This is a genomic window from Nostoc sp., from assembly GCF_036917095.1.
Taxonomy (GTDB): domain Bacteria; phylum Cyanobacteriota; class Cyanobacteriia; order Cyanobacteriales; family Nostocaceae; genus Nostoc.
The window spans coordinates 18,673-40,935 of sequence record NZ_JBALFH010000033.1 but is presented as its reverse complement, the minus strand read 5'-3'; the positions used below and the strand labels follow the sequence as shown (position 1 = coordinate 40,935).

The window sequence follows — 22,263 nt, the reverse complement described above, 5'->3', positions numbered from 1 at the left end:
TATCCTATTATATGCTCTCTCTGTGGCTCTGAATCTCTGCGAGAGAAACACAAAAAAGGGATAAGCCCTAAAGCCTATCCCCTAAAAAATCAATTAATCAATGTATTAAGTTCCACTTGTCCAAGAATTGATGTACTCAATTTGATCGGGTGTTAGGCTATCAATCGTGATCCCAATAGCCTCCAACTTCAACCGAGCAATTTCTTGATCGACTTCAACAGGAATTGAGTGCAAACCAGGTTCCAACTTACCTTTATTCTTCACCAGGTATTCACAAGCCAAAGCTTGGTTTGCAAAACTCATATCCATAACCGCGCTGGGGTGTCCTTCAGCCGCAGCTAGGTTAATCAAGCGTCCTTGTCCGAGAACGACGACTGATTTACCATTTTTCAACTTGTACTCTTCGGTGAAAGGACGAACTTCTTTGATTTCCTTAGCTTGTGCAGCTAAGTATTTCAAATCAAGTTCCAAGTCAAAGTGACCTGAGTTACAAACGATCGCACCGTCTTTCATGACATCGAAGTGTTCGCCGCGAACGACGTGCTTGTTACCTGTCACAGTGATAAATATATCACCTTCAGGTGCAGCTTTAGCCATTGGCAGAACGCGGAAGCCATCCATTACGGCTTCAATTGCCTTGATGGGGTCGATTTCGGTGACGATGACGTTAGCACCCATCCCACGGGCGCGGAGGGCTGTACCTTTACCACACCAGCCATAACCGACGACGACAATGTTTTTACCAGCCAACAAAATATTTGTGGCGCGGATAATGCCATCTAGGGTTGATTGCCCAGTACCATAGCGATTATCAAAGAAGTGCTTGGTGTCGGCGTCGTTGACGTTGACGGCGGGGAAGGTGAGAACGCCTTCTCTAAACATGGCGCGTAGGCGCACAATACCAGTGGTGGTTTCTTCGGTGCTACCAATCAAATCAGCGATTTGGTGTTGGCGGTGTTGGATTAAAGCCGCAACTACATCGCTACCGTCATCAACAATAATGTTGGGGCGATGATCTAAAGCTATTTGAACGTGGCGGTTATAAGTTTCGTTATCTTCGCCTTTTTGAGCAAAGACGGGAATTTCATGATCCAGGACGAGGCTAGCGGCTACGTCATCTTGGGTTGATAAGGGATTGCTAGCAATTAAAAGCGCATCTGCACCACCGGCTTTCAGAGCGATCGCCAAGTGTGCTGTTTCGGTTGTAATGTGGGCGCAAGCTACAAGGCGTAAACCAGCGAAGGGTTTCTCGATAGCAAAGCGATCGCGAATTTGCCGCAAAACTGGCATTTCGCGTCCAGCCCATTCAATGCGCTGTCTTCCCAAGGCAGCTAGGCCGAGGTCTTTAACCTCGTGCTTTAATCGGGGAGAAGTTGCGGTCATCAAAAGTTACCTCAAAAAATAAAAAAGCTACGTAAAATTTACGCACTCTACTAGGTTATTCTACTACTGCTGATTTTTGCTTGTATTTAGCAAATTACTAGTCAATAGTCCTCAAAACTAGCTTGACGTTTGATCGGCGGAATGTCAACTTCCTTCCCAGGTTCTTCCTTTTTGTTTTATCTTTGCTAAAAGTAAGACTCTTCTAACTCTGCACGATTTTTTTTAGGTACATTGTCATCTGTCTAAAGATAGAAGAGAAACAAAAAAAACATCAAAATTTCATCAACTCAAGAGAAAACCTCAACTTTAGATAGGTACATCTACCCAAAGGAATTAAGCAGGATAGTTAAGGTAGTAATTAATAGATTTTACTCAAGGAGGTGTTTGAGTGCGCTTTCAATTTTTGGCGATCGCTAGTTCAATGGCCATAGCCGTTGTATCTGTGCCAAAAGCCACAGCCCAGATTCCTTTGTTACCACAGCTGCTACCATCTCCCAACAGTGTGAGTAATGACGCAAATAATCGACTTGTTACAGGCTGGATTTATTTAGATGGTCGTCGGTTATTTCAGATAGCAGCATCAAGAAGCAACTTTCCTGAGCGTTCAGAAGATATCCAAAAGAAGTTGGAGAAAATTGCCCGAAATTACTTTCAGTCGCCAGCAAAAACACCAGTCAAGGTAGATATTCGGGAAGTAAACCAATTACCAGTAATTTATGTCAACGACCAATACCTGATGACCGTCACTTCCGAGGATGCTGGATTGCGAGAGGTAGATATATCGACATCGGCAAATCAGGTAAAAGAATCGTTACAAGAAGACTTGCAACAAGCAAAGCAAGAAAGACAAACTCAATTTTTAATCGACCAAGGCAAAATTGCTGCGGGCATCGGACTGACAATGATTGTGATGAGTTGGGGGGTATATAGCTGGCAAAGGCGTTCTAAGAACGATGCAGTATACTCCCTTGCCTCCCAACCCCCCAGAGGGCCCCTAAACTCCCCAATTTCATCAGCAGCAGCTCAACCAATTACAACACAACTGAATCAACAGCAACATCGACATATCCAAGAAGCCAAAAGACGATTGTTTCAGCTAACTCAAGCCGGAATTTGGGGAGGTGGAAGTTTCTTTATTTTGGGTCTATTTCCCTACACACGACCATTTCAGGTAGGGATTCTTACAGCGGCCCAATTTCCTTTGCGATTAGGTGTTGTGTTCCTGGGAACTTACGTGGCAATCCGTCTCATCTACGCCCTTATTGACCGCTTCACCACCACCCTGATTAGCAGTGGTGCTTTATTAACTCCAGAAAGTTCTGAACGGCTGCAACTGCGAGTTTCTACATTTTCTGGCGTGACTAAAAGCATTGCTACTGGTATCTGCGTAGGAGTAGGCTTTTTGCTAGCGCTGGTGGCATTGGGGATAGATATCGTTCCCTTGCTAGCGGGTGCGAGTTTAGTTGGTGTTGCGGTGTCTCTGGCTTCGCAAAACTTAATTAAAGATGCGATTAACGGTTTCTTGATCATTCTAGAAGACCAGTACGCTTTAGGCGATGTGATTAATGTTGGAAACGTGGGAGGCTTAGTAGAAAATCTGAATCTGCGGATGACCCAAGTGCGGGATTCTGAAGGGCGCTTGATTACAATTCCCAATGGTGAAATTAAAGTTGTTGCCAATCTTTCTAGCCGTTGGTCGCGAGCCGATTTAACGATCCCCATCGCCTACCAAGCTGATATTGAAAAGGCTTTGAAGTTGATTGAAGGTATTGGCTTTAAGATGGATAAAGATCCGCAATGGGAGCGTCAAATTCTGGAAACACCGCAAGTTTTGGGAATAGATCAATTTGGCGATCGCGGTTTGATTATTCGTGTATGGATTAAAACACAGCCCCTCAAACAATGGGATGTAGCACGGGAGTTTCGCCGCCGTCTAAAAGTTGCCCTAGACGAAGCCGGAATTTCTATTTCTGTGCCTCAACAAGCAGTTTGGGTCAATGATGAGCAATTGTTAAATTTTCAAGGTAATGGTAATGGCAAAGCTAATTAGAAATTTGGATTCATTACCGCCTTTTTCTGTTAATTAGACCAGACCCTGGCCTTTCTCCTACGAGGAGAGAGGCTTTAAATTTGTCTGTTCCAGCTAACAAAAGTTTTTCTTGGAGAGGTTTCTCGGTTGGATACAACACACACATAAGTAACTAACTTTTCACGGTATCTGGAAAACCTCACTTCTATTTCTCTCATCCTTTAAGGAGAGAGACTTTGAATTTTCCCCCTTCCCGCGACGAGTTGGGGGTTAGGGGGTTAGGTCAATCGTTGGCTTTTCCACATAACGTGAAAAGTCAGACATAAGTAAGTCGGCACAATAAAAGTAAACTTTGTAAAGAAAAATAAACAAGGCTCAAACCCTTTTTCTCCCTGCTCTCTACCCCCTGCCCCCTGCCCCCTGTCCCCTTGCCTCTTTTTCAATCGTCAATTTTGTGCGATCGCCAACACTAAACCTTAATAAATACTTATTATTAATAAAAAGCTACTACCTTACTAACGAGTCTTGAACTTTTCCTGAATTTATGTTTGTCAATACCTTCATCAGACGTCCAGTCCTGACGACGGTCTGTACGTTTATTATTTTGCTGCTGGGGAGCATCTGTATTCCGATCCTGCCCATTTCTCAGTTACCAGACCTCGCTCCGGTGCAAATCACTGTTAGCTCCAACAATACTGGTGCAGATGCTCAAACAACAGAAAATACTGTCACCAACATTATTGAGCGACAAATTAATGGTGTTAAAGATGTATCTTATATATCTTCTAATACGGGTAATGATGGTTCGAGCAATATAACTGTCTCCTTTCCAACTAATGTCAATAGCGATATTGCTCAAGTAAACGTTCAAAATAAACAAGCACTTTCTGAACCTCAATTGCCAGATACTGTTCAACGAACAGGTGTTACCGTTGAAACGGCATCGAGCAGTCTCCTTCTCGTCTATGGGTTTTACTCAGATAATAATGAGTATGACAACATTTTTATCAGTAACTATGTCGATCTGTATATTTTCGATCAGATCAAACGGCTTCCTGGTGTAGGAAGTGCCAGGGTTTTTGGGGAGCGCAAATATGCTATGCGTCTTTGGCTCGATCCCAACAAGCTTGCCCAACATCAACTAACTCCTCAAGATGTTACAGCCGCCCTGCAAGAACAAAATATTCAAGTGGGTGCAGGGGCGATTGGTAAGGAACCAGCACCAGATAATCAAAGCTTTGAATTTGCTTTACGGGCAACCAGTCGATTTAAAGATGCGGCTGAATTTGAAGATATGGTGCTGAAGGTGAGTCGAGGTGGCACTAATAGCACTACTAATAGCACCACTAATAGCACTCTAGTTAAGGTCAGAGATGTCGGCCGAGTTGAACTGGGAGCAGAGAGCTATCTGGCTGATGCCAAATTCACCATCCCCGGAAATGCTCCCAAGGCAGCCGTGGGTTTGGGGATATATCAACTTCCGGGTAGTAATGCCCTGGATGTTGCCCATGCTGTTGAAGAGCAGATCAAAACACTAGAGAAGAGTTTTCCACCTGGACTAAAAGCACAGTTGGCATTTGATACCACTCCATTTGTGGAAATTTCTTTAGAAGAAGTTTTGCACACTCTGGTTGAGGCGATTATCCTGGTGGTCTTGGTAATTTTCGTCTTTTTGCAAGACTGGCGTACTACGATCATTCCCACTGTGGCGATCCCCGTCTCTTTAGTTGGGACATGTGCGGCTCTTTTGGTTTTAGGATTTCAGATTAATACACTCACCTTATTTGGTTTCGTTCTGGCGATCGGTATCGTCGTTGATGATGCGATTATTGTAGTGGAGGCAGTTGCAGTCAAACTAGAGCAGGGCATGAGGCCCTTTGAGGCAGCTGTCGAGGCCATGAAGGAGTTAACCGGAGCAATCATTGCCACTTCACTTGTACTCATGGCGGTATTTATTCCAGTTGCATTCATTCCGGGTACTACTGGGATTGTCTACAGACAATTTGCATTAACCGTTGCTTGCTCTATTGGCATCTCCACTTTCAATGCCTTAACCTTCTCTCCGAGTATGGCAGCCATCCTCATGCGCCCGGCTCAGACTCCACGGGGCCCTTTAGGTTGGTTTTTTACGCAGTTTAATCGCGGATTTTCCTGGTTCACGCGCCGATACGTCGGGTTTGTTAGCTTCCTTACCCATATCAAGCCGATTGTAATTGGGGTTTTTATCGCTGGTTTAGCCGCAACGGTTTTGATGTACAGAGCAGTGCCTACCGGATTTATTCCAGAGGAAGACCAGGGTTACTTTTTTGTAATTGTCCAAGGGCCTGACGGAGTTTCTTTGAAATACACCGAATCTGTCATGAATCGGGTTGCCAAAGAAGTAACATCGGCTCCCGAAGTTCAAGCTAGTTTTATGATCAGTGGCTTTGGTTTCGATGGCAATGCTTCTAATTTAGGCATTGCCTTTGCTAACCTGAAACCCTGGAAAGAGAGAGCTGAAGAATCTCAGTCTGTCTATGGAATACTTCAGAGAATGAACAAAAAGCTCTCTGCAATTACAGACGCGAGAGCGATCGCTGTGAATGCTCCTCCGGTTAGAGGATTAAGTACTACGGGTGGTTTTGAGTTTATCATTCAAGACAAAACCGGAACTGCGCCGATTGAAACCCTGGTTGCTACTGCGAACAAATTCATTGCGGCGGCAAATAAAAAGCCTGTTTTACAACGAGTCTTCACTCAGTTCACCGCGAACACTCCCCAATTTGACATTCAGGTAAACCGCAACCAAGCCAAAGCTCTCAACGTCGAACTCAACGACATCTTTGGGACATTGCAAAGTTACTTGGGGTCGCAATATGTGAATGACTTTGTGCAGGGACAGCGACAGTATCGGGTATATGTGCAAGCAGATGGGGTTTTCCGCTCTAATCCAGATGATATTGGCAAGCTGTATGTTCGCTCTGCAAGCGGGGCGATGATTCCATTGAGCAGTTTGGTGAAAATTACTCCCTTTGTGGGGCCAAAAACCATCTCCCATTACAACTTGTACAGATCGATCAAAGTCCAAGGCGCTCCTGCTCCCGGTTCTAGTTCTGGGGAGGCAATTAAAGCGATGGAGGAAGTTGCAGCAGAGGTGCTGCCTCAAGGATTTGGTTACGAGTGGACAGGGACTTATCTCCAGGAGAAGACATCCGGGGGATCTACGGGCTTGATTTTTGCTTTAGCGATCGTGATCGTCTTTCTGGTGCTATCAGCTCAATATGAAAGCTATGTTGACCCGATCATTATTTTGCTGACGGTTCCCTTAGCAATTTTGGGAGCGATGACGGCGATTTGGCTACGTTCCAATATTTTCATGGCAGGTAGCCTTTTCCCGAAAGTGGTGGATGATATCTATTGCCAGGTAGGTCTGGTGACTTTGATTGGTCTAGCCGCAAAGAACGCGATTTTAGTCGTGGAATTTGCCAATCAGCTGCATGAGCAGGGTATGAGCTACACGCGGGCGGCGGTGAAAGCGGGGGAAGAACGTCTGCGACCTATCTTAATGACTTCCTTTGCGGCGCTGTTAGGATTTTTGCCCTTGGTAATCTCTGAGGGAGCTGGAGCCAGCAGCCGTTGGTCTTTAGGAACAGCGCTCTTTGGGGGGCTGCTGCTTTCAACGTTCTTGAGTTTGTTCTTAGTGCCAATTCTGTATATTTTGGTTAAGAGCTTGGCTCAGGCTATGTTTTCTCGGAAGCGATCGGGAGGTTCAAAGCCTCCAGATTCTCCTAATGGAACTTCGCCATCTGAACATCGGGTTTTACCTGCTGGCTCAACTCAGCCAGAGACACAGCTCAGGTCTCAGCAGGATGGCATAACCTAACTTTTGCCTTTAAATCTCTATTTCGGCTCTGCCGCCAGTCAAGAGGCGGCAGAGCCTCTTATTAGGCATTCTCAGTCTCCGACTCTTAACGAGATAACTTTAAACAGGACTCTTAAGAATAGGATGCGATCGCTAAAATAGCAGAAATGGCATCTGTAAAAGTGCAAAAATCAGCCTTTGAGCCTCGACGTTGACCTTCTGAGCCTCGACGTTGCACCTTTGAGCCTCGACGTTGCGCCTTTGAGCCTCGACGTTGCGCCTTTGAGCCTCGACGTTGCGCCTTTGAGCCTCGACGTTGCACCTTTGAGCCTCAACGTTGCACCTTTGAGCCTCGACGTTGCGCCTTTGAGCCTCAACGTTGCACCTTTGAGCCTCGAAGTTGCACCTTTTAGCCTCGAAGTTGCGCCTTTGAGGCTCAACTAACAAATATAGTGCTTCTCAGTTGAGTGGAATACAGACCTAACAAGAACAGCCCCTTCCCTACTAGCGTTGGGGAGTAAAATTCAAAGCCTCTCTCCTTTTAGGAGAGAGGAATGGAAGTGAGGTCAAAGTGTATTGCTTCCATTCGAGAACCGCTATATATCTAACCATTCCTAAATTTACAAAAGTAAGTCTGTAGTAAAATTTGCTCACCTCTGTAAAGTGGAACATGGCTTTAGACTTCACTTCTTTGGTCAAAATTTCTGAAGATGGAACTTCAAAGGTAGGAAAGACCTTGTGGGTACAAATAAGTATGGCGTAAAAATTTTACTATTACTCTCGAATAGGATTTACAAGTTAAGTCATTCAATAGTAATCTTCTAGTGTCAATATTTACGTAAGAGGGTCTTGATTTCATGAATATGATGAACTTTAAAATCCAAGGCTTTTTTACGACGTTAATAATTGGTAGTGTGTCAGCATTGACCATTTCAGATGCTATCTCTCAAAAGGTGAACGCCCAAGCTACCCCTTCTTGTAATAATGCAACCATAACAGGTAGCTATGGAGATAAAACCATTGGGAGTGGGACGGACCCAGGAACAACTACGTCTATACCTGTAGCTGGAGTTGGTTTAGTCAAGTTTGATGGAAAGGGAAATTTTCAAGAAACATCTGCTATTAGCGTTAACGGTGACATATCTCCAAACCAAACAGACTCAGGAACCTATAGTGTTAAACAAGATTGTACAGTGCAGATAGTATACCGAAGTGGTACTTCTAGCGGTGTCATTGTTGATGGTGGCAAGGAAATATTTCTTATCGCACTCGTTCGAGGTCAAGTAGTTACTAGTACTTTGAAAAAAGTGAACTGATTTACTCAATCTGTCCCAACGCTTGAAAATTAATCAGTCTTACCTACGATGTACAAATAATTTTTGGATAATTTATTTTTTGGAAGTCCCTAACGGACTTCGACGAACCTCTCCCTGCCTTGAACTAAAGTTCAAGTCTGTCCCTCTCCGAGTCGGAGAGGGACGGTTTTGCATAGTAAAACCAGGGAGAGGTCTTTTCATTGAGCTAATTCGTAATTGATCGCGATCGTATCTACTTTCTTCATTCTCAGGTAGTTTTGGAATGTAGAGTTGAGTTTTTCCAAAATGTCTTTAACTGAAGAAATTCTTTCCCAATTACCAGGCGATGTTTTAGCAGGATTGCGTCAGGGCGATCGCATCCTCACATCTCTGCGTGAAAACACCGCACCTGTACCAACCTTAGTTAAAGAAAGTCAACAGCCTTTAGGCGTTGTAGACAACGATGTGCTTATCTGCGGTGGCACCTTGGGTATTTTAATTGGTTGCGCCTTGGCGCTGAAGGGACTGCGGGTAGCGTTGATGGAACGAGGAATTTTGCGGGGGAGGGAACAAGAGTGGAATATTTCTCGCAAAGAATTAGATGTGTTTGTGGAATTGAACTTGCTAACAGAGAAGGAATTAGAGAGTGCGATCGCCACTAAATATAACCCAGCGCGAGTTAGTTTTGATGGCGGTACAGAAGTTTGGGTAGAGGATGTTTTGAATATCGGCGTAGATCCAGTTTATCTACTAGCTACCTTGAAAACACGATTTCTCGCCGCTGGCGGAAAGTTGTTAGAAAACACACCCTTTACCGAAGCGGTGGTTCATCCAGATGGGGTGATGGTAAATAACCAATTCAAAACTCGGTTATTAATCGACGCGATGGGACATCTTTCACCCATCACCCAACAAGCACGCCAAGGCAAAAAACCAGACGCTTTATGCTTGGTTGTAGGAAGTTGCGCTCAAGGTTTTCCGGAAAATAACTCTGGCGACTTGTTATTATCATTCACATCTTTGCAGAATCAATGTCAGTACTTTTGGGAAGCGTTCCCAGCTAGGGATGGCAGAACTACTTACTTGTTTACCTACATGGATGCACATCCCCAACGCTTGAGTTTAGAAGCTCTGTTTGAGGAATATCTGCGTCTTTTACCAGAATATCAGGGAGTGGAATTGAGCAAGCTGAAATTTCAAAGAGCACTATTTGGCTTCTTTCCCACCTATCGCCAAAGTCCGCTAAAAACCCCTTGGAATCGCATTCTCCCAGCCGGAGATAGCAGTGGTAGTCAATCTCCCTTGAGTTTTGGTGGTTTTGGGGCAATGGTGCGTCACCTGAAGCGTTTAACTTATGGTATTTCCGAAGCGCTAGAAACTGAACAATTATCTGCAAAAGCGTTAACGCTGCTGCAACCCTATCAGCCAAGTTTGACTGTTACCTGGTTGTTTCAAAGGGCGATGAGTGTCGGTGTAAATCAAAAAATTGCTCCAGATCAAATTAACCAACTACTTTCGGCAGTATTTCAAGAAATGCAACAGTTGGGTACGCCAGTATTAAAACCATTTTTACAAGATATAGTGCAGTTTTCAGCACTAACGCAAACACTGTTAAAAACTGGTTTATATCATCCTGGAATAGTTGCCAAGATAATTCCGCAAGTAGGTTTGGCAAGTTTGTTAGATTGGATGTTACATTACAGTAATTTAGGTGTATACACTGCCTTGCTTTCGCTAAGTCCAATGTTAGAAACATGGATTAAGAATCAACCAAAAGAACAACAATATTATTGGCATCGTTTGATTGATGCCTGGAAGTATGGTTCTGGCAGTGATTACTCAGATGAAACTTAGAATTTTACCTGTGTGAGGATAACATGATTGAACGGAAATCTTTAGGGATAAAATACTTTGCGGTGCTGATTGGATTCCTGCGCGATCGCCAAGGATTTCTAGAGGAAGTTCGTCAAGGAACGAGATTACCAAATAAAATTATTTCTTTGCTAGTTTGCAGTTCCTTATTTATCGCTGCTTATGGCGGAATCATTGGTGCATACCATAGCTGGATGCAAGCCATATCTTCCGCCATTAAACTCCCAGCGCTTTATTTAATCACACTTTTGATTTGTATCCCGACGTTGTTCTTTGCTAACATTATTTTTGGTTCCAAGCGGACTTTTGCACAACATTTAGCATTAGTTTTAACTGCGGTTTCAGTCACGAGCGTACTTTTATTTAGCTTCGCTCCAATCACACTGTTTTTCTTAATTACCACCAATAATTACCAATTTTTAATTCTGTTAAATGTCTTTATCTTTGCCATAACTGGATTTATTGGTGTTTCGTCTTTATATCAAGCCACGAGTTTGGTTTTAGAACAAGAGAATGAAGGTAGCAAGACACGCCAGAAAATTTTACAATTTTGGCTCTTTCTTTACGCTTTCGTCGGCAGTCAATTAGGATGGACTCTCAGACCGTTTTTTGGTACGCCTGGTTCTGCTTTTGAGCTATTCCGTGAAAGAGAAGGTAATTTCTATTTGAGCGTGATTCACGCTCTTAGCTATCTGTTGGGAATGCGTTAAATAGCCATTAATAATTTAGCCAAACATATAACATATAAAATCATGTTGGGAAAACAAAAGCGCGGAATTCAACAATTTGGTGTTTTGGTTAATTTATTGCGCGATCGCCAGGCATTCTTAGAAGAAATTCGTCTGGGAATAAGATTACAAAATAAAATTAGTTCTCTGTTTGTAACTAGTTCCATATTCTTTGCCATCTATGGCGCAATTATCGGTGCATCTAACAGTTGGGCACAGGCATTAACTGGTGCGATTAAACTTCCAGCATTTTATTTATTAACGCTGATTATTTGTTTTCCGACTTTGTTCTTTTTTAATGTTTTGTTTGGTTCGCGGAGCAGTATTCAACAACATTTCGTTGTGTTGCTCACATCTGTATCAGTGATTAGTGTGCTTTTATTCAGCTTGGCACCAGTTACGCTATTTTTTCTGATTACAACACCCGACTCTTATCAATTTTTTAAACTGTTGAATGTGTTAATTTTTGGCATTACAGGCATCTTTGGCGTTAAATTTCTGTATGAAGGAATGCAACTACTTTCTCAACAAGATGAAGTTGGTAAAAAAACCCGCACCACTATTTTAAGATCCTGGTTATTGCTTTATGCCTTTGTTGGTATGCAGTTAGGATGGTTTCTCAGACCATTTTTTGGTGCCCCTGACTCTAAATTTGAATTGTTTCGGGCAGTGAAAGGCAACTTTTATCTGGATATTGTAGCGGCGATTTCCGAAATCTTAGGGTTGCGTTAATCTAAGATTTTTACATGTTTTATATCATGCATGTCTGGTAAATTCTCGACTAAGACTTTCTTCGTGCCCCCATATCAGCTATCGCACTACAGTAACTGGTGTTCCCAAACTTACCTGAGAGAATAATTCTTTGACATCCTTGTTGTACATCCGAATACAACCGTGTGAGGCAGCCTTCCCAACTGAATCAGGATTAGGAGTACCGTGAAAGCCTACCCAATTTTTACCATTTGTCCAAAATCCAATCCAGTATTTACCAAGTGGGTTTTCAGGATCTCCTCCTGGGATAGCCTTACCTGTAAAAGGGTTTATCCAAGTAGGGTTTTCTAACGTGGTTTATGTTGTTATTTAACTAATAAATTAACTGAATTAATTTTCTTATCCTTCTGCCTAAAGTATAGTCAGATGTTAAATTAACACGTGATACTTTAAACAGCATTTATTTATTTTTCCTTAATTAATCTACTTCTTTAGATATAGGTTTAATATATTTTTGTATGTAAAAAATTAATGCTTTAAACTTCATATAGCGTTTCCTAATCTAGCGAGGTACAGCTTAACCTCACTCTATAAAGCTGTGCTTTATCTCCCCTCCCCTTAGTAATAAGAGGGGTTGGGGATGAGGTTTTGATATGTACTTTATGTACTTGGGAACCGCAATAACATAAATCGGCAAAGAACACAATTATTTATGGATATATTAAAGGGGCTATTTAGTTTATTTTTCCAGACTCCAGCCCAGCGCTACGGCTACTTCAGCAGCTAATTCTAGAGGATTGAATGGTTTAGCGATCGCACCGATCGTTCCCATCTGGGCATAGCGACGGCGATCGGAAGCCTGGATTTTGGCAGTTAACAAAATTACTGGAATCGCTTTGGTTAATGGATTGGCTTGTAACTTTTCAAAGGTAGCGATGCCATCCATATTTGGCATCATTACATCTAGTAAAATCGCATCTGGTTGGTAAGTTTCAGCTTTAATTATGCCCTCTTGACCAGAACTCGCTGTCTCCACTTTCCAGCCTGCAACTGTTTCTAAGCAAATCTTGGCAACTTCTTGAATATACTGCTCGTTATCAACCACTAGAATTTGCTTTGTTGCCATTACTGCTATCCTCTTGTTGGTTCAGGGTAATTCGCTGAAGTAACTCGATCGTCCGTTGTTCAAATTCTTGGGTGGTAACACGCCCTTTGGTCAAAAATTCTCTATCTGGATTTAATTGGCCATTTCTGGTTGGCTGGTAACTACTATTATTAGAAGAGTTCTCTAAATCAGTATTTTGGAAAGTCCCAAACAACGATAGAGTTATGTAAAAAGTGCTACCCTTGCCCAATGTACTTTCAGCCCAAATGCGTCCACTGTGCTGTTGCATAATACTTTTACAAATCGCCAAACCCAATCCAGTACCATCGTGGTTGCGCGAATCCGAAGAGTCAACTTGTTGAAAGCGCTCAAAGATACTCTCAAGTTTGTCAGCGGGGATACCGCGTCCGGTGTCTTTGACTGTTAACACAACTTCATTTCCTTGTTGTTGCGCCCCCAACCATACTGTAGATCGAGCAGACGAAAATTTAATGGCGTTACTCAGTAGATTGGTCAAAGTTTGGACAATGCGATCGCAATCTGCCAATACTTGAGCGGATAGGGCAGAAATAGATAGCATCACTCCGGCTTTGTCGGCCAGAGGCTGCATGACATTTACTGCTTGAGCGATCAGATCGACGATATCGCAGATTTCTGGCTCCATCTTCGCCTGACCCGACTCGATCCGCTCAATGTCTAGGATGTCGTTAATTAAGCGTACTAGGCGTTCGGTGCTATCAGCAGCAATTTGTAGCAAGCGTTTTCCCTGCTCTGAGTCTGTCGGTAGCAAACCACTGGCTAGCATTCCTAGAGAGCCGTGAATCGAAGTTAAAGGTGTGCGGAGTTCATGACTAACAACAGAGACAAACTCATCTTTCATGCGTTCGATTTGCTTGCGCTCTGTGACATCTCGCAAGATAACCGTATAAAATATCTCTTCGCCCATGTCTATTTTAGAGATAGAAGCCTCCGCTGGAAATTCAGTACCATCCTTGCGGCGACCATAGATTTCCCGCCGTTCTCCCATCCGACGGGCAATATTGGGAGATTGACCAAAGTCAACTACATGTTGACGATGCACTTGGAAAAAGCGCTGCGGTAAGAGTAAATCAAGACCCTGGCTAATCACTTCCTGGGCAGAGTAGCCGAAAATTTTCTCTGCTCCTTGATTAAATAAGGTGATGCTTTGAAACCCGTTGATGGAAATAATTGCATCATCAGCAATATCTAAAATCCGGGCAAATCGGGCTTGAGAGAAGCGTAGTTCTTCCTGCGTCCGCTGACGTTCATCGAGTTGTGACTGCAACTGTTGATTCACGTTAATTAACTCAGCAGTGCGCTCTGCTACCCTCAGTTCCAGTTCGTTAATGGCTTGCCAATTGGGTGATAAGGGCGATGAGGAAGAATTTACTTCCCTATCTCCCCCTGCCCCCCCTGCTCCTCCTGCCCTTCTACCCCCCTGCACCACGCGCTGCCGCAGTTTCATCCGTTCTAAGCGATTGACGATTCGGGTTACTAGTTCCGCCCCGACAATGGGCTTGCTTACAAAGTCATCAGCACCAACGCTAAACACCTGATTTACCATCTCGGCATCGCTATGCACAGTGAGGAATAAGATGGGTAACTCACTCCAGCGTGAATCGTTGCGTACCAATCTGCAAAGTTCTATACCATTTATATAGGGTAATTCCACATCCAGAATCAGCATATCAGGGGCAACCGCTTCCAAAGTTTCCCATAACTGACGGGGATCTTCAAGAGCGATCGCTTTAAGTCCCCAAGGGCTAAGTAAGCTTTGCAACAATGCCTGAATTTGCGGATCGTCATCCACAACCAATATTTTAGTTTCTGCATGGGGAGCATTTTGCAACGGTTGCGTCACTGTTTCTAATACCTGTGAGGTTGGTGATGCAGACATTGGCTCTGCGTCCTTTCCGTCAATTTCTCGACGCAATAACTTGACCCAATTTTCGAGATTACTAATCTCAGATTTACTCAAGGTTTGACCAGAACTCAGCAGTAGTTCGATATTGCGGGCCAATTTTGAGCCAACAGGTAAGCCAAAAGTACCTAAAGATCCTGCCAAGGTATGCGCTTCTTTGGCTGCAAGGGAGAGTAATTCCGGATTTAAACTATTTTGATTTAAAGTTGCGATCGCTTTCTCCAACACCCTCACCTGCTCGTCCACCCGCCCTTGAAATCGTTGCCAAATTTCCGCAACTGCCATTAGTGTTTGCTGCTGTAATTTGAGATTGGAGGCTGGGGAAGAGGCAGAGGAATTTTCCCCCTGCTCCCTGCTCCCTGCTCCCTGCTCTCTACTCCCTGCTCCCTGCTCCCTGCTCCCTGCTCCCTGCTCCCTACTCCCTACTTCCTCTTCCTGTTGTTTCAGACGATAGCCAATACCATAAACTGTTTCAACCAAATCACTGGGCGCTCCTACAGCTTTGAGTTTCTGCCGTAACCCTTTGATATGAGTGCGAACAGCCTCTTCTTGTGGAGTATCTTCATAAGACCAAAGATGTTCTAAAATCATGCCACAGCTAAACACCCGGCGATTATTTCGCAAGAATAGTTCTAACAGAGCAAACTCTTTTGGCGTAAGTGGCAACAGATTGCCAGCATAAATCGCTTCACAGCTTTTAGGGTCTAGCCGCAACTTACCACACTCCAGTACAGGTTGCGAGGTTATGCCTTTGCGACGCAACAGCGCCCTAATCCGAGCAATTAACTCCTCTTGCTCAAAGGGTTTAACTACATAGTCATCTGCGCCTGCATCTAATCCAATCGCTTTCTCATGACTACTATCGCGCCCCGTCAATAACAATATTGGCATTTGCAGACCACTAGACCGGATTTGACGGCAAAGACTAATGCCATCTAGCTTGGGTAAGATTACATCCAGGAGGATTAGATCGTAATCGTAAGTTTGAATCAAATTCCAAGCAGCATCACCATCGGCGGCAACTTCAACCGCATAGTTTTGGTTAGTCAAAACGGCGGTGAGTGCATAGGCATTTAACTCATCATCCTCGACAACTAAAATTTTCATGTTAAAAGCTTTCCAAGTTAAAATGGATACAACAGATAACAAGCAATAAACTTAAATTGCAAAATCAATTACAGCGCTTTTCAAGTAATTAAACCACACCATTCTCTACTCGCTACATCCTCGTAACTGAGTAACTATCTTCCGAGTCATCAAAGAGGAAAAAGGGCAGGGGAATTTCAAAGGGAGCAATGCGATTTTGTGAGATGGGTAAGCAGGGGAGGCAAGGGAAGCGGGGGAAGAGAAGCAAATAAGTGTATTTGGGACTATTTCGCTAGTAATAGGACTTACGCAAGAACTCTCTGAAACTCTTATTTCTCCGTGCCCTCTGCGTCCTCTGCGGTTCGATTTTCCGTTACCTGTGCGTAAGTCCTGAGTAAAAATTACTATGATTTTCTCTTTACTCCCCCTGCTCCCCCTGCTCCCCTGCCTCTTCGGTCAATACGCTACAACAGAAAAAACCCTCTGCTAAACCTGTGAAAAAACGAGTAACACTTACCTTCCCCAAACGCGCCGTACAAATGCCAGTCACTTACGTACTGGCCAAAGAGTTCAACGTTGCTGCCAATATTATCCGCGCCCAAGTTGCCCCAAATCAAATTGGCAAACTGGTAGTGGAATTATCGGGAGATATCGATCAATTAGATGCGGCGATCGAGTGGATGCGATCGCGTCATGTTAATGTTTCTTATACTTTAGGCGAAATTGCGATCGATGAGGATGTGTGTGTCCACTGCGGTTTGTGTACTGGGGTTTGTCCTACCGAAGCCCTCACCCTCCATCCAGAGACATACAAGTTGACATTCACGCGATCGCGCTGTATCGTCTGCGAACAGTGTATCCCCACCTGTCCCGTACAGGCAATCTCTACTAACCTTTAAGATTACCGCATAGACCACCGAGAATTGCCCATCCAACTTTCTCGCCAATCCAAAATCCAAAATTGATTTTAGCCCAGCTTAAACACATCCGCTATTACACCACTATCACCCACCAGCCTAGTTTTTGCCGGAGAGTCATAAACTACCAATAGCGAAGGTATACCAGTTACATCCTGAAACAGCGTCATTCCCTCAGCATGTTCTTCTCGATTTCCATAGGGAATATCTTGTACAAAATCTGGATTGCTGAAGACATTTTCTCGCAAGTTAACGCCATTTATCCAGCGATAAACTTGCACGGGGCCATCTAAATCCATCGTTGGCCCGGCTAAAATCAATAAATCTTTTTCATCTACATACAAATCCCGAATTCCCAAACCATTTAACCAGATAAAATGCTTTTTATATAACTCCTTCGCTTCCCCAATTTGCTTTAGTCTCAAGAGTCCAGGGGTAGAATCTTCTAACTCTATTTCCAGCACTACAGCCCAACCTCGCAAGACTGGGCCGCGCAAACCCAGAAAAATGCGGTTTTGATAAATGCCTATTCCTTCAATATCAAAGCCATTATCTTTTCCGGGAATTGCTGCCTTAATGAACAAGCCTAGATGGGCGTCATCTACTAAAGCTGTCATCAGCAAATTACCTTGGTTCGTCACCTCTAGTTTAGCGGCATTCAACTGCACATCTGGGTTTTGGGGGTGTGGGCAAGATGAGAATAACTTACCGTCTATCATCGGAATCCGTCCTAAGAGGTAACGGTTGGGTTCTGATTCAATTTTTGCTAGCCTTTTAAAATTTTTTGCATCTGTTTTTTCGGGTTTAGATTTTTTACGTTTGTAGCTGTGAGAACCAACAAACCATAAGTAGTAATCACTGTAAGCAAGTCCTTCTATATCAATTTCTTGGTCTTCTGGTGCAGGTAAATTGATAAATTCTGCTACCCGAAATTGTTCGTGGTCTGTAAATTTATCAGTATCAAGCAAAGTGAGACGTTCAATAGTTGAGGTTTCATCTGACCCCAACCATAAATACTTTTGATGTGTTAGCAGCAGCGCTGATAAGTCTTCTCTATGTTCTTTAAAATTATCTACAAAAGTCAAATAAACTTGACTGAGCAAGTGTGAGTTTGGCATTCTAAATTATCTTAATAGTTAGAAAAATTTTAGTCATGGTATTATAATACAAATTTAAATTTTCGACAAAAATCATCTAAGAAATATAGCTCATATCATCTCGCTAGGGGGATGTGCTATTTAGACCTTTGATAGATATTGTATATTTATCGAAAAGAATGCAACTATCAATAGTCATAAGCATAATTTACCACCCACATTGCATAAAAAAATATCTAAACTAGATCCAAGTTTTTAACTAATGTTATTATGCAATAACCTCACGAGGTAGTGATTAAGAACAATTATGAAATTAGCTACACAACCCACGGTAAAAACTCTAGGTGACTACGCCTACCAAGCGATTGAAAAACACTTTAAGAAAACCTTTAAGTGGGAAAAATCAGTAAAGAAAGATGAAGATCCAGAAGCGCTGCACCAAATGCGAGTAGGAATGCGCCGCTTACGGACAGCTGTAACTCGGTTTGGGCTAGCGGTGGATTTGCCGAAACCCGTCAGCGATAAAAATATTGGCAAAATAGCCCGTCGTCTTGGTAGTTTGAGAGATTTAGACGTACTCAAAGAAAGTTTGGAAAACAATTACAAACCAAACTTACCCCGTAAAGAGCAGGAATCTCTACAAACAGCTTTCACAGCTTTGGCAAAACAACGTGAAGATGTACTATCGAGCGTACAAAAAACGTTAAAAGATGAATCTTACAAATCTCTAAAAGATGCATTAGAGAAATGGTTAGAGAAACCCAGTTATCAACCTTTGGCATCTATTACTATTGGGCAAGTCTTACCAGATTTACTTTTACCAGAAGTGAGTAACTTCTTACTGCATCCGGGTTGGCTAGTTGGCACTCAATTTGTGGAATCAGAAGTAAAAATCCAGAAAAACTGGGAACCAGAAAAGATAGAAAAACAATTGACAACAGAAGGTGAAAATCTTCATAGTTTGCGAAAAGAAGCGAAACGTATACGCTACCAGATGGAGTTATTTACTGACTTATATGGGGAGTCTTACGCAGCTTATATTACAGAAGTGAAAAATATCCAAGAAATTTTGGGGACGATGCAAGATAGTGCCGTTTTAACTGACTGGCTTGCAGATGTCTTTAAATCAGAAATTCAGACTGAGTTACCCACCCTTGCTAACTTGCTAACTGAAAATCGTTACCAGTCCTGGCAAGAATGGCAACCTTTGCAAGAAAGGTATCTGAAAACTGAAACTAGGCATAGTTTTCATTTAACAATACTGCACCCGCTTTCAGGAGTAATAAGTTAAAAGTTTCTTTTTGTTGGGAAAGCAAGCGTTAGCTAAGTTGGGGTGCGTTCCATCCCTTCACTCAATCAACAGGTTTGCAGTTATTGATTTATACAGCCTTGTATCAGAAAAATATCTAATTTCTGGCCTCGTTCCCAGTCTGCGACTGGGAATGCCTATTTTGGGGCTGGAATTAAACACTGGCGATAAATAAAGACGGGTTGCAGCCCGTCTAAATAGCTTGAAAGTGCAAATACACCTTGTATAATCTTGAAAATAACACAATTAATTTTCTCAGAGTTGCCAATTTGCCAATTCATACAAAGAACAGACGTTAGAGCCGTCCCACAAGTTCTGGTATTTCCGGCTAAATCTTTTACCCATGCATGTTTGAGGATTTCTGGAAACTGCGATTGAACTCCTCATTCATTCAGCTATTTTGAGCTACTCTCTGGTCTGAAAGTAGTAATTTTGCCCTGTAAAGATATTCCTTTGTTTAAATCAGTCATAGTAGAGGTTACATTACATCTACTGCATACAGAAATTGCTCTCATGTATCGTCAGACTGATTTGTTTTGACATGAACTCAAGCAGCAGCAAACATCAAGGGTTATAAGCATCGAATATGAACGTTTTACTTGTATATCCTCGTTTTCCAAAAAGTTTTTGGTCTTTTGAAAAAACACTGGCTTTATTAGACCGTAAAGCAATGCTACCGCCTTTAGGCTTGGTAACTGTAGCTGCGATTTTACCCCAAGAATGGGAATTCAAGCTGGTAGATCGAAATGTTCGCGTCTGTACGGAGGCAGAGTGGGCTTGGGCTGATTTGGTTATTATGTCGGCGATGATTGTGCAAAAAGAGGATTTGCTCTCTCAGATAGTAGAAGCAAAACGCAGAGGTAAACGGGTAGCTGTGGGTGGCCCCTTCCCGACAGCGCTACCAGATGAAATGACATCCGCCGGAGCAGATTACTTGATATTGGACGAAGGGGAAATTACCCTACCCTTATTTGTAGCAGCGATCGCACGGGGCGATCGCACAGGCATTTTTCGCTCTGGTGGTGAAAAACCAGATGTTACCAACACTCCAACTCCTCGCTTTGACTTGCTAGAATTTGAAGCCTATGCGGAAATGTCGGTGCAATTTTCGCGTGGATGTCCCTTCCAATGTGAATTTTGCGACATTATTGTGCTATATGGTCGCAAACCCCGCACCAAAAACCCAGAGCAATTATTAGCAGAACTTGATTATCTCTACAAACTGGGTTGGCGGCGCAGTATTTTTATGGTGGATGACAACTTCATCGGTAATAAGCGGAATGTCAAATTATTTTTGAAGTCTCTTCTGCCCTGGATGGTAGAACATAACTATCCATTTTCCTTTGCCACAGAAGCCTCAGTTGATTTAGCCCAAGATCAAGAACTGATGGATTTGATGGTAGCGTGTAATTTTGGAGCCGTTTTTCTGGGAATTGAAACCCCAGACGAAGAAAGTCTTACTTTCACTCAGAAATACCAGAATACCAGAGACTCACTCAGTGATGCGGTGAATAAGATTACCCGCTCAGGGTTGCGAGTTATGGCAGGCTTTATCATTGGGTTTGATGGTGAGAAAATCGGAGCAGGCGCACGAATTGTCAAGTTTGTCGAGCAAACAGCAATTCCCACAGCCTTATTCAGTATGCTGCAAGCGCTTCCAGATACAGCGCTTTGGCATAGATTAGAAAAGGAAGGAAGACTCCGCAATAAATCAGCCAACATCAACCAAACCACGTTGATGAACTTTGTCCCAACTCGACCTTTAGAAGACATCGCTCGTGAATATGTGCAGGCGTTCTGTGATTTGTATGAGCCAGAGCGGTTTTTGGAGCGTACATACAAACATTTCCGGCTTTTGGGCGAAGCAACCTACCCGAAAAAGGGCAAAGCTGCCAAGAAACCATTGAACTGGAAAGTACTCCGAGCGTTTCTGATCATTTGCTGGCGGCAAGGTGTACGTCGTCAGACGCGCTGGCAATTCTGGCGCAACTTGTGGAGCATGTATCAGCATAATCCAGGTGGGGTGAGTAGCTACTTAGCTGTTTGTGCCCAAATTGAGCATTTCTTGGAGTATCGTCAGATTGTCCGCGATGAAATTGAGGCTCAAGTAGCTGAATTTTTGGAAGCAGAAGCTAAGGTAAAACCTGAAGTACAAGTGATGGTTAATTCGTAGCGAATTAAACTAATTCGCAATGGGCTACTAGTCTGTCAAATCCATTTTGATGGATAAAGAACGAACCGCGAAGACGCGAAGTACGCGAAGGAAGAAGGAAAGAAGAGAAATTGAAAGATTTATTTATCCGTCAATTAGTTCTTGACAGACTACTACGCCCCGCTACGCTAACACAATTACGTTTTGTAACGGGGATTTAACCCTCACACAAAACGTGCTGCTTGTAAAGGCAGGGGAATTAATTAAACCCCGAAACTTTGTTAAAGACAATACTTTGCAATGCCAATGTATCCCGATACAATAGACCTCTTGCATAAATCAAAAATAAAGAACCTCACCCCGCGTTTGAGTAAAGCAAACGCTCCCCTCCCGAAGAGCGGGGAGGGGTTAGGGGTGGGGTGTTAGGGACTTTTGCAAGAGGTCTAATGTTAATGCGTCGCCCTGCAATGCCAATGCATCCCGATACAATGTTAATGCGTCGCCCTGCAATGCCAATGCATCCCAATGCAATGTTAATGCGTCGCCCTGCAATGCCAATGTATCCCGATGCAATGTTAATGCGTTGTCCTGCAATGCCAATGCATCCCGATGCAATGTTAATGCGTTGCCCTGCAATGCCAATGCATCCCGATGCAATGTTAATGCGTCGCCCTGCAATGCCAATGTATCCCGATACAATGTTAATGCGTTCGTCTGCATTAAAAACGCTACGCTTTTACCAAGCTATCCGCGCCGAGAAAGACCCTAAATTTATTTATGGGGTTTAAAATTATTG

The 22,263-nt window shown here is 43.2% G+C and carries 15 protein-coding genes and 1 pseudogene; 11 read left to right on the top strand and 5 right to left on the bottom strand.

Features of this window, described 5'->3' with window-relative positions; all coding sequences use genetic code 11:
• Nucleotides 1-105 precede the first annotated feature (105 nt).
• Nucleotides 106-1,383, bottom strand: a complete 1,278-nt coding sequence (gene ahcY, locus V7L01_RS16950) for an adenosylhomocysteinase (protein WP_335036660.1) — start codon at nt 1,381-1,383, stop codon at nt 106-108.
• A 388-nt stretch (nt 1,384-1,771) separates the two neighbouring features.
• Between ahcY and V7L01_RS16945 the strand changes: the two genes are divergently transcribed.
• The 7 genes from V7L01_RS16945 to V7L01_RS16915 all read left to right on the top strand — a co-directional run bounded on the left by V7L01_RS16945 (nt 1,772) and on the right by V7L01_RS16915 (nt 11,880).
• A complete protein-coding gene (locus V7L01_RS16945) occupies nt 1,772-3,433 on the top strand; it encodes a mechanosensitive ion channel family protein (protein ID WP_335036658.1) in 1,662 nt (553 codons plus the stop codon).
• Nucleotides 3,434-3,956: 523 nt separating this feature from the next.
• Nucleotides 3,957-7,274 carry an efflux RND transporter permease subunit gene (locus tag V7L01_RS16940; protein WP_335036656.1) on the top strand — a complete coding sequence of 1,106 codons (3,318 nt, stop codon included), beginning with the start codon at nt 3,957-3,959 and terminating at the stop codon, nt 7,272-7,274.
• Nucleotides 7,275-7,514: 240 nt separating this feature from the next.
• Entirely contained in the window at nt 7,515-7,697 is a 183-nt protein-coding gene (locus V7L01_RS16935) for a hypothetical protein (protein WP_335036654.1), read from the top strand.
• A gap of 413 nt (nt 7,698-8,110) precedes the next feature.
• Nucleotides 8,111-8,569, top strand: coding sequence for a hypothetical protein (locus tag V7L01_RS16930; protein ID WP_335036652.1), 459 nt, complete (start codon nt 8,111-8,113; stop codon nt 8,567-8,569).
• Nucleotides 8,570-8,854: 285 nt separating this feature from the next.
• Nucleotides 8,855-10,402: an NAD(P)/FAD-dependent oxidoreductase gene (locus tag V7L01_RS16925; RefSeq protein WP_335036650.1), complete on the top strand. Its 1,548-nt coding sequence runs from the start codon at nt 8,855-8,857 to the stop codon at nt 10,400-10,402.
• A gap of 23 nt (nt 10,403-10,425) precedes the next feature.
• Nucleotides 10,426-11,130: an actin-binding WH2 domain-containing protein gene (locus V7L01_RS16920; protein ID WP_335036648.1), complete on the top strand. Its 705-nt coding sequence runs from the start codon at nt 10,426-10,428 to the stop codon at nt 11,128-11,130.
• Between the two features lie 42 nt (nt 11,131-11,172).
• Nucleotides 11,173-11,880 (top strand): actin-binding WH2 domain-containing protein, encoded by a 708-nt coding sequence (locus V7L01_RS16915; RefSeq protein WP_335036646.1) that lies wholly within the window; start codon nt 11,173-11,175, stop codon nt 11,878-11,880.
• A gap of 78 nt (nt 11,881-11,958) precedes the next feature.
• Here the strand turns inward: V7L01_RS16915 and V7L01_RS16910 are convergent.
• From V7L01_RS16910 to V7L01_RS16900, 3 genes and pseudogenes are all read right to left on the bottom strand, one after another.
• Nucleotides 11,959-12,210: pseudogene (locus V7L01_RS16910) on the bottom strand (L,D-transpeptidase); the annotation flags it as partial.
• Nucleotides 12,211-12,598: 388 nt separating this feature from the next.
• Nucleotides 12,599-12,985, bottom strand: coding sequence for a response regulator (locus V7L01_RS16905; RefSeq protein WP_335036644.1), 387 nt, complete (start codon nt 12,983-12,985; stop codon nt 12,599-12,601).
• A complete protein-coding gene (locus V7L01_RS16900) occupies nt 12,957-16,013 on the bottom strand; it encodes a response regulator (protein ID WP_335036642.1) in 3,057 nt (1,018 codons plus the stop codon). The genes V7L01_RS16905 and V7L01_RS16900 overlap by 29 nt, the downstream gene beginning before the upstream one ends.
• A gap of 473 nt (nt 16,014-16,486) precedes the next feature.
• Between V7L01_RS16900 and V7L01_RS16895 the strand changes: the two genes are divergently transcribed.
• Nucleotides 16,487-16,891, top strand: a complete 405-nt coding sequence (locus V7L01_RS16895) for an NIL domain-containing protein (RefSeq protein WP_292718668.1) — start codon at nt 16,487-16,489, stop codon at nt 16,889-16,891.
• A 68-nt stretch (nt 16,892-16,959) separates the two neighbouring features.
• On the opposite strand, the gene V7L01_RS16890 is transcribed toward V7L01_RS16895, so the two are convergent.
• Nucleotides 16,960-18,027: a DUF3616 domain-containing protein gene (locus V7L01_RS16890; protein ID WP_335036640.1), complete on the bottom strand. Its 1,068-nt coding sequence runs from the start codon at nt 18,025-18,027 to the stop codon at nt 16,960-16,962.
• Nucleotides 18,028-18,313: 286 nt separating this feature from the next.
• Here V7L01_RS16890 and V7L01_RS16885 point away from each other — a divergent pair, with 286 nt between their 5' ends.
• The 3 genes from V7L01_RS16885 (at nt 18,314) to V7L01_RS16875 (ending at nt 22,255) form a co-directional block, all read left to right on the top strand.
• Nucleotides 18,314-19,297, top strand: coding sequence for a CHAD domain-containing protein (locus V7L01_RS16885; protein ID WP_335036638.1), 984 nt, complete (start codon nt 18,314-18,316; stop codon nt 19,295-19,297).
• 604 nt (nt 19,298-19,901) lie between these two features.
• Nucleotides 19,902-21,488: a B12-binding domain-containing radical SAM protein gene (locus V7L01_RS16880; RefSeq protein ID WP_335036636.1), complete on the top strand. Its 1,587-nt coding sequence runs from the start codon at nt 19,902-19,904 to the stop codon at nt 21,486-21,488.
• Nucleotides 21,489-21,913: 425 nt separating this feature from the next.
• A complete protein-coding gene (locus tag V7L01_RS16875; protein WP_335036634.1) occupies nt 21,914-22,255 on the top strand; it encodes a hypothetical protein in 342 nt (113 codons plus the stop codon).
• The last annotated feature ends 8 nt before the right edge of the window (nt 22,256-22,263 follow it).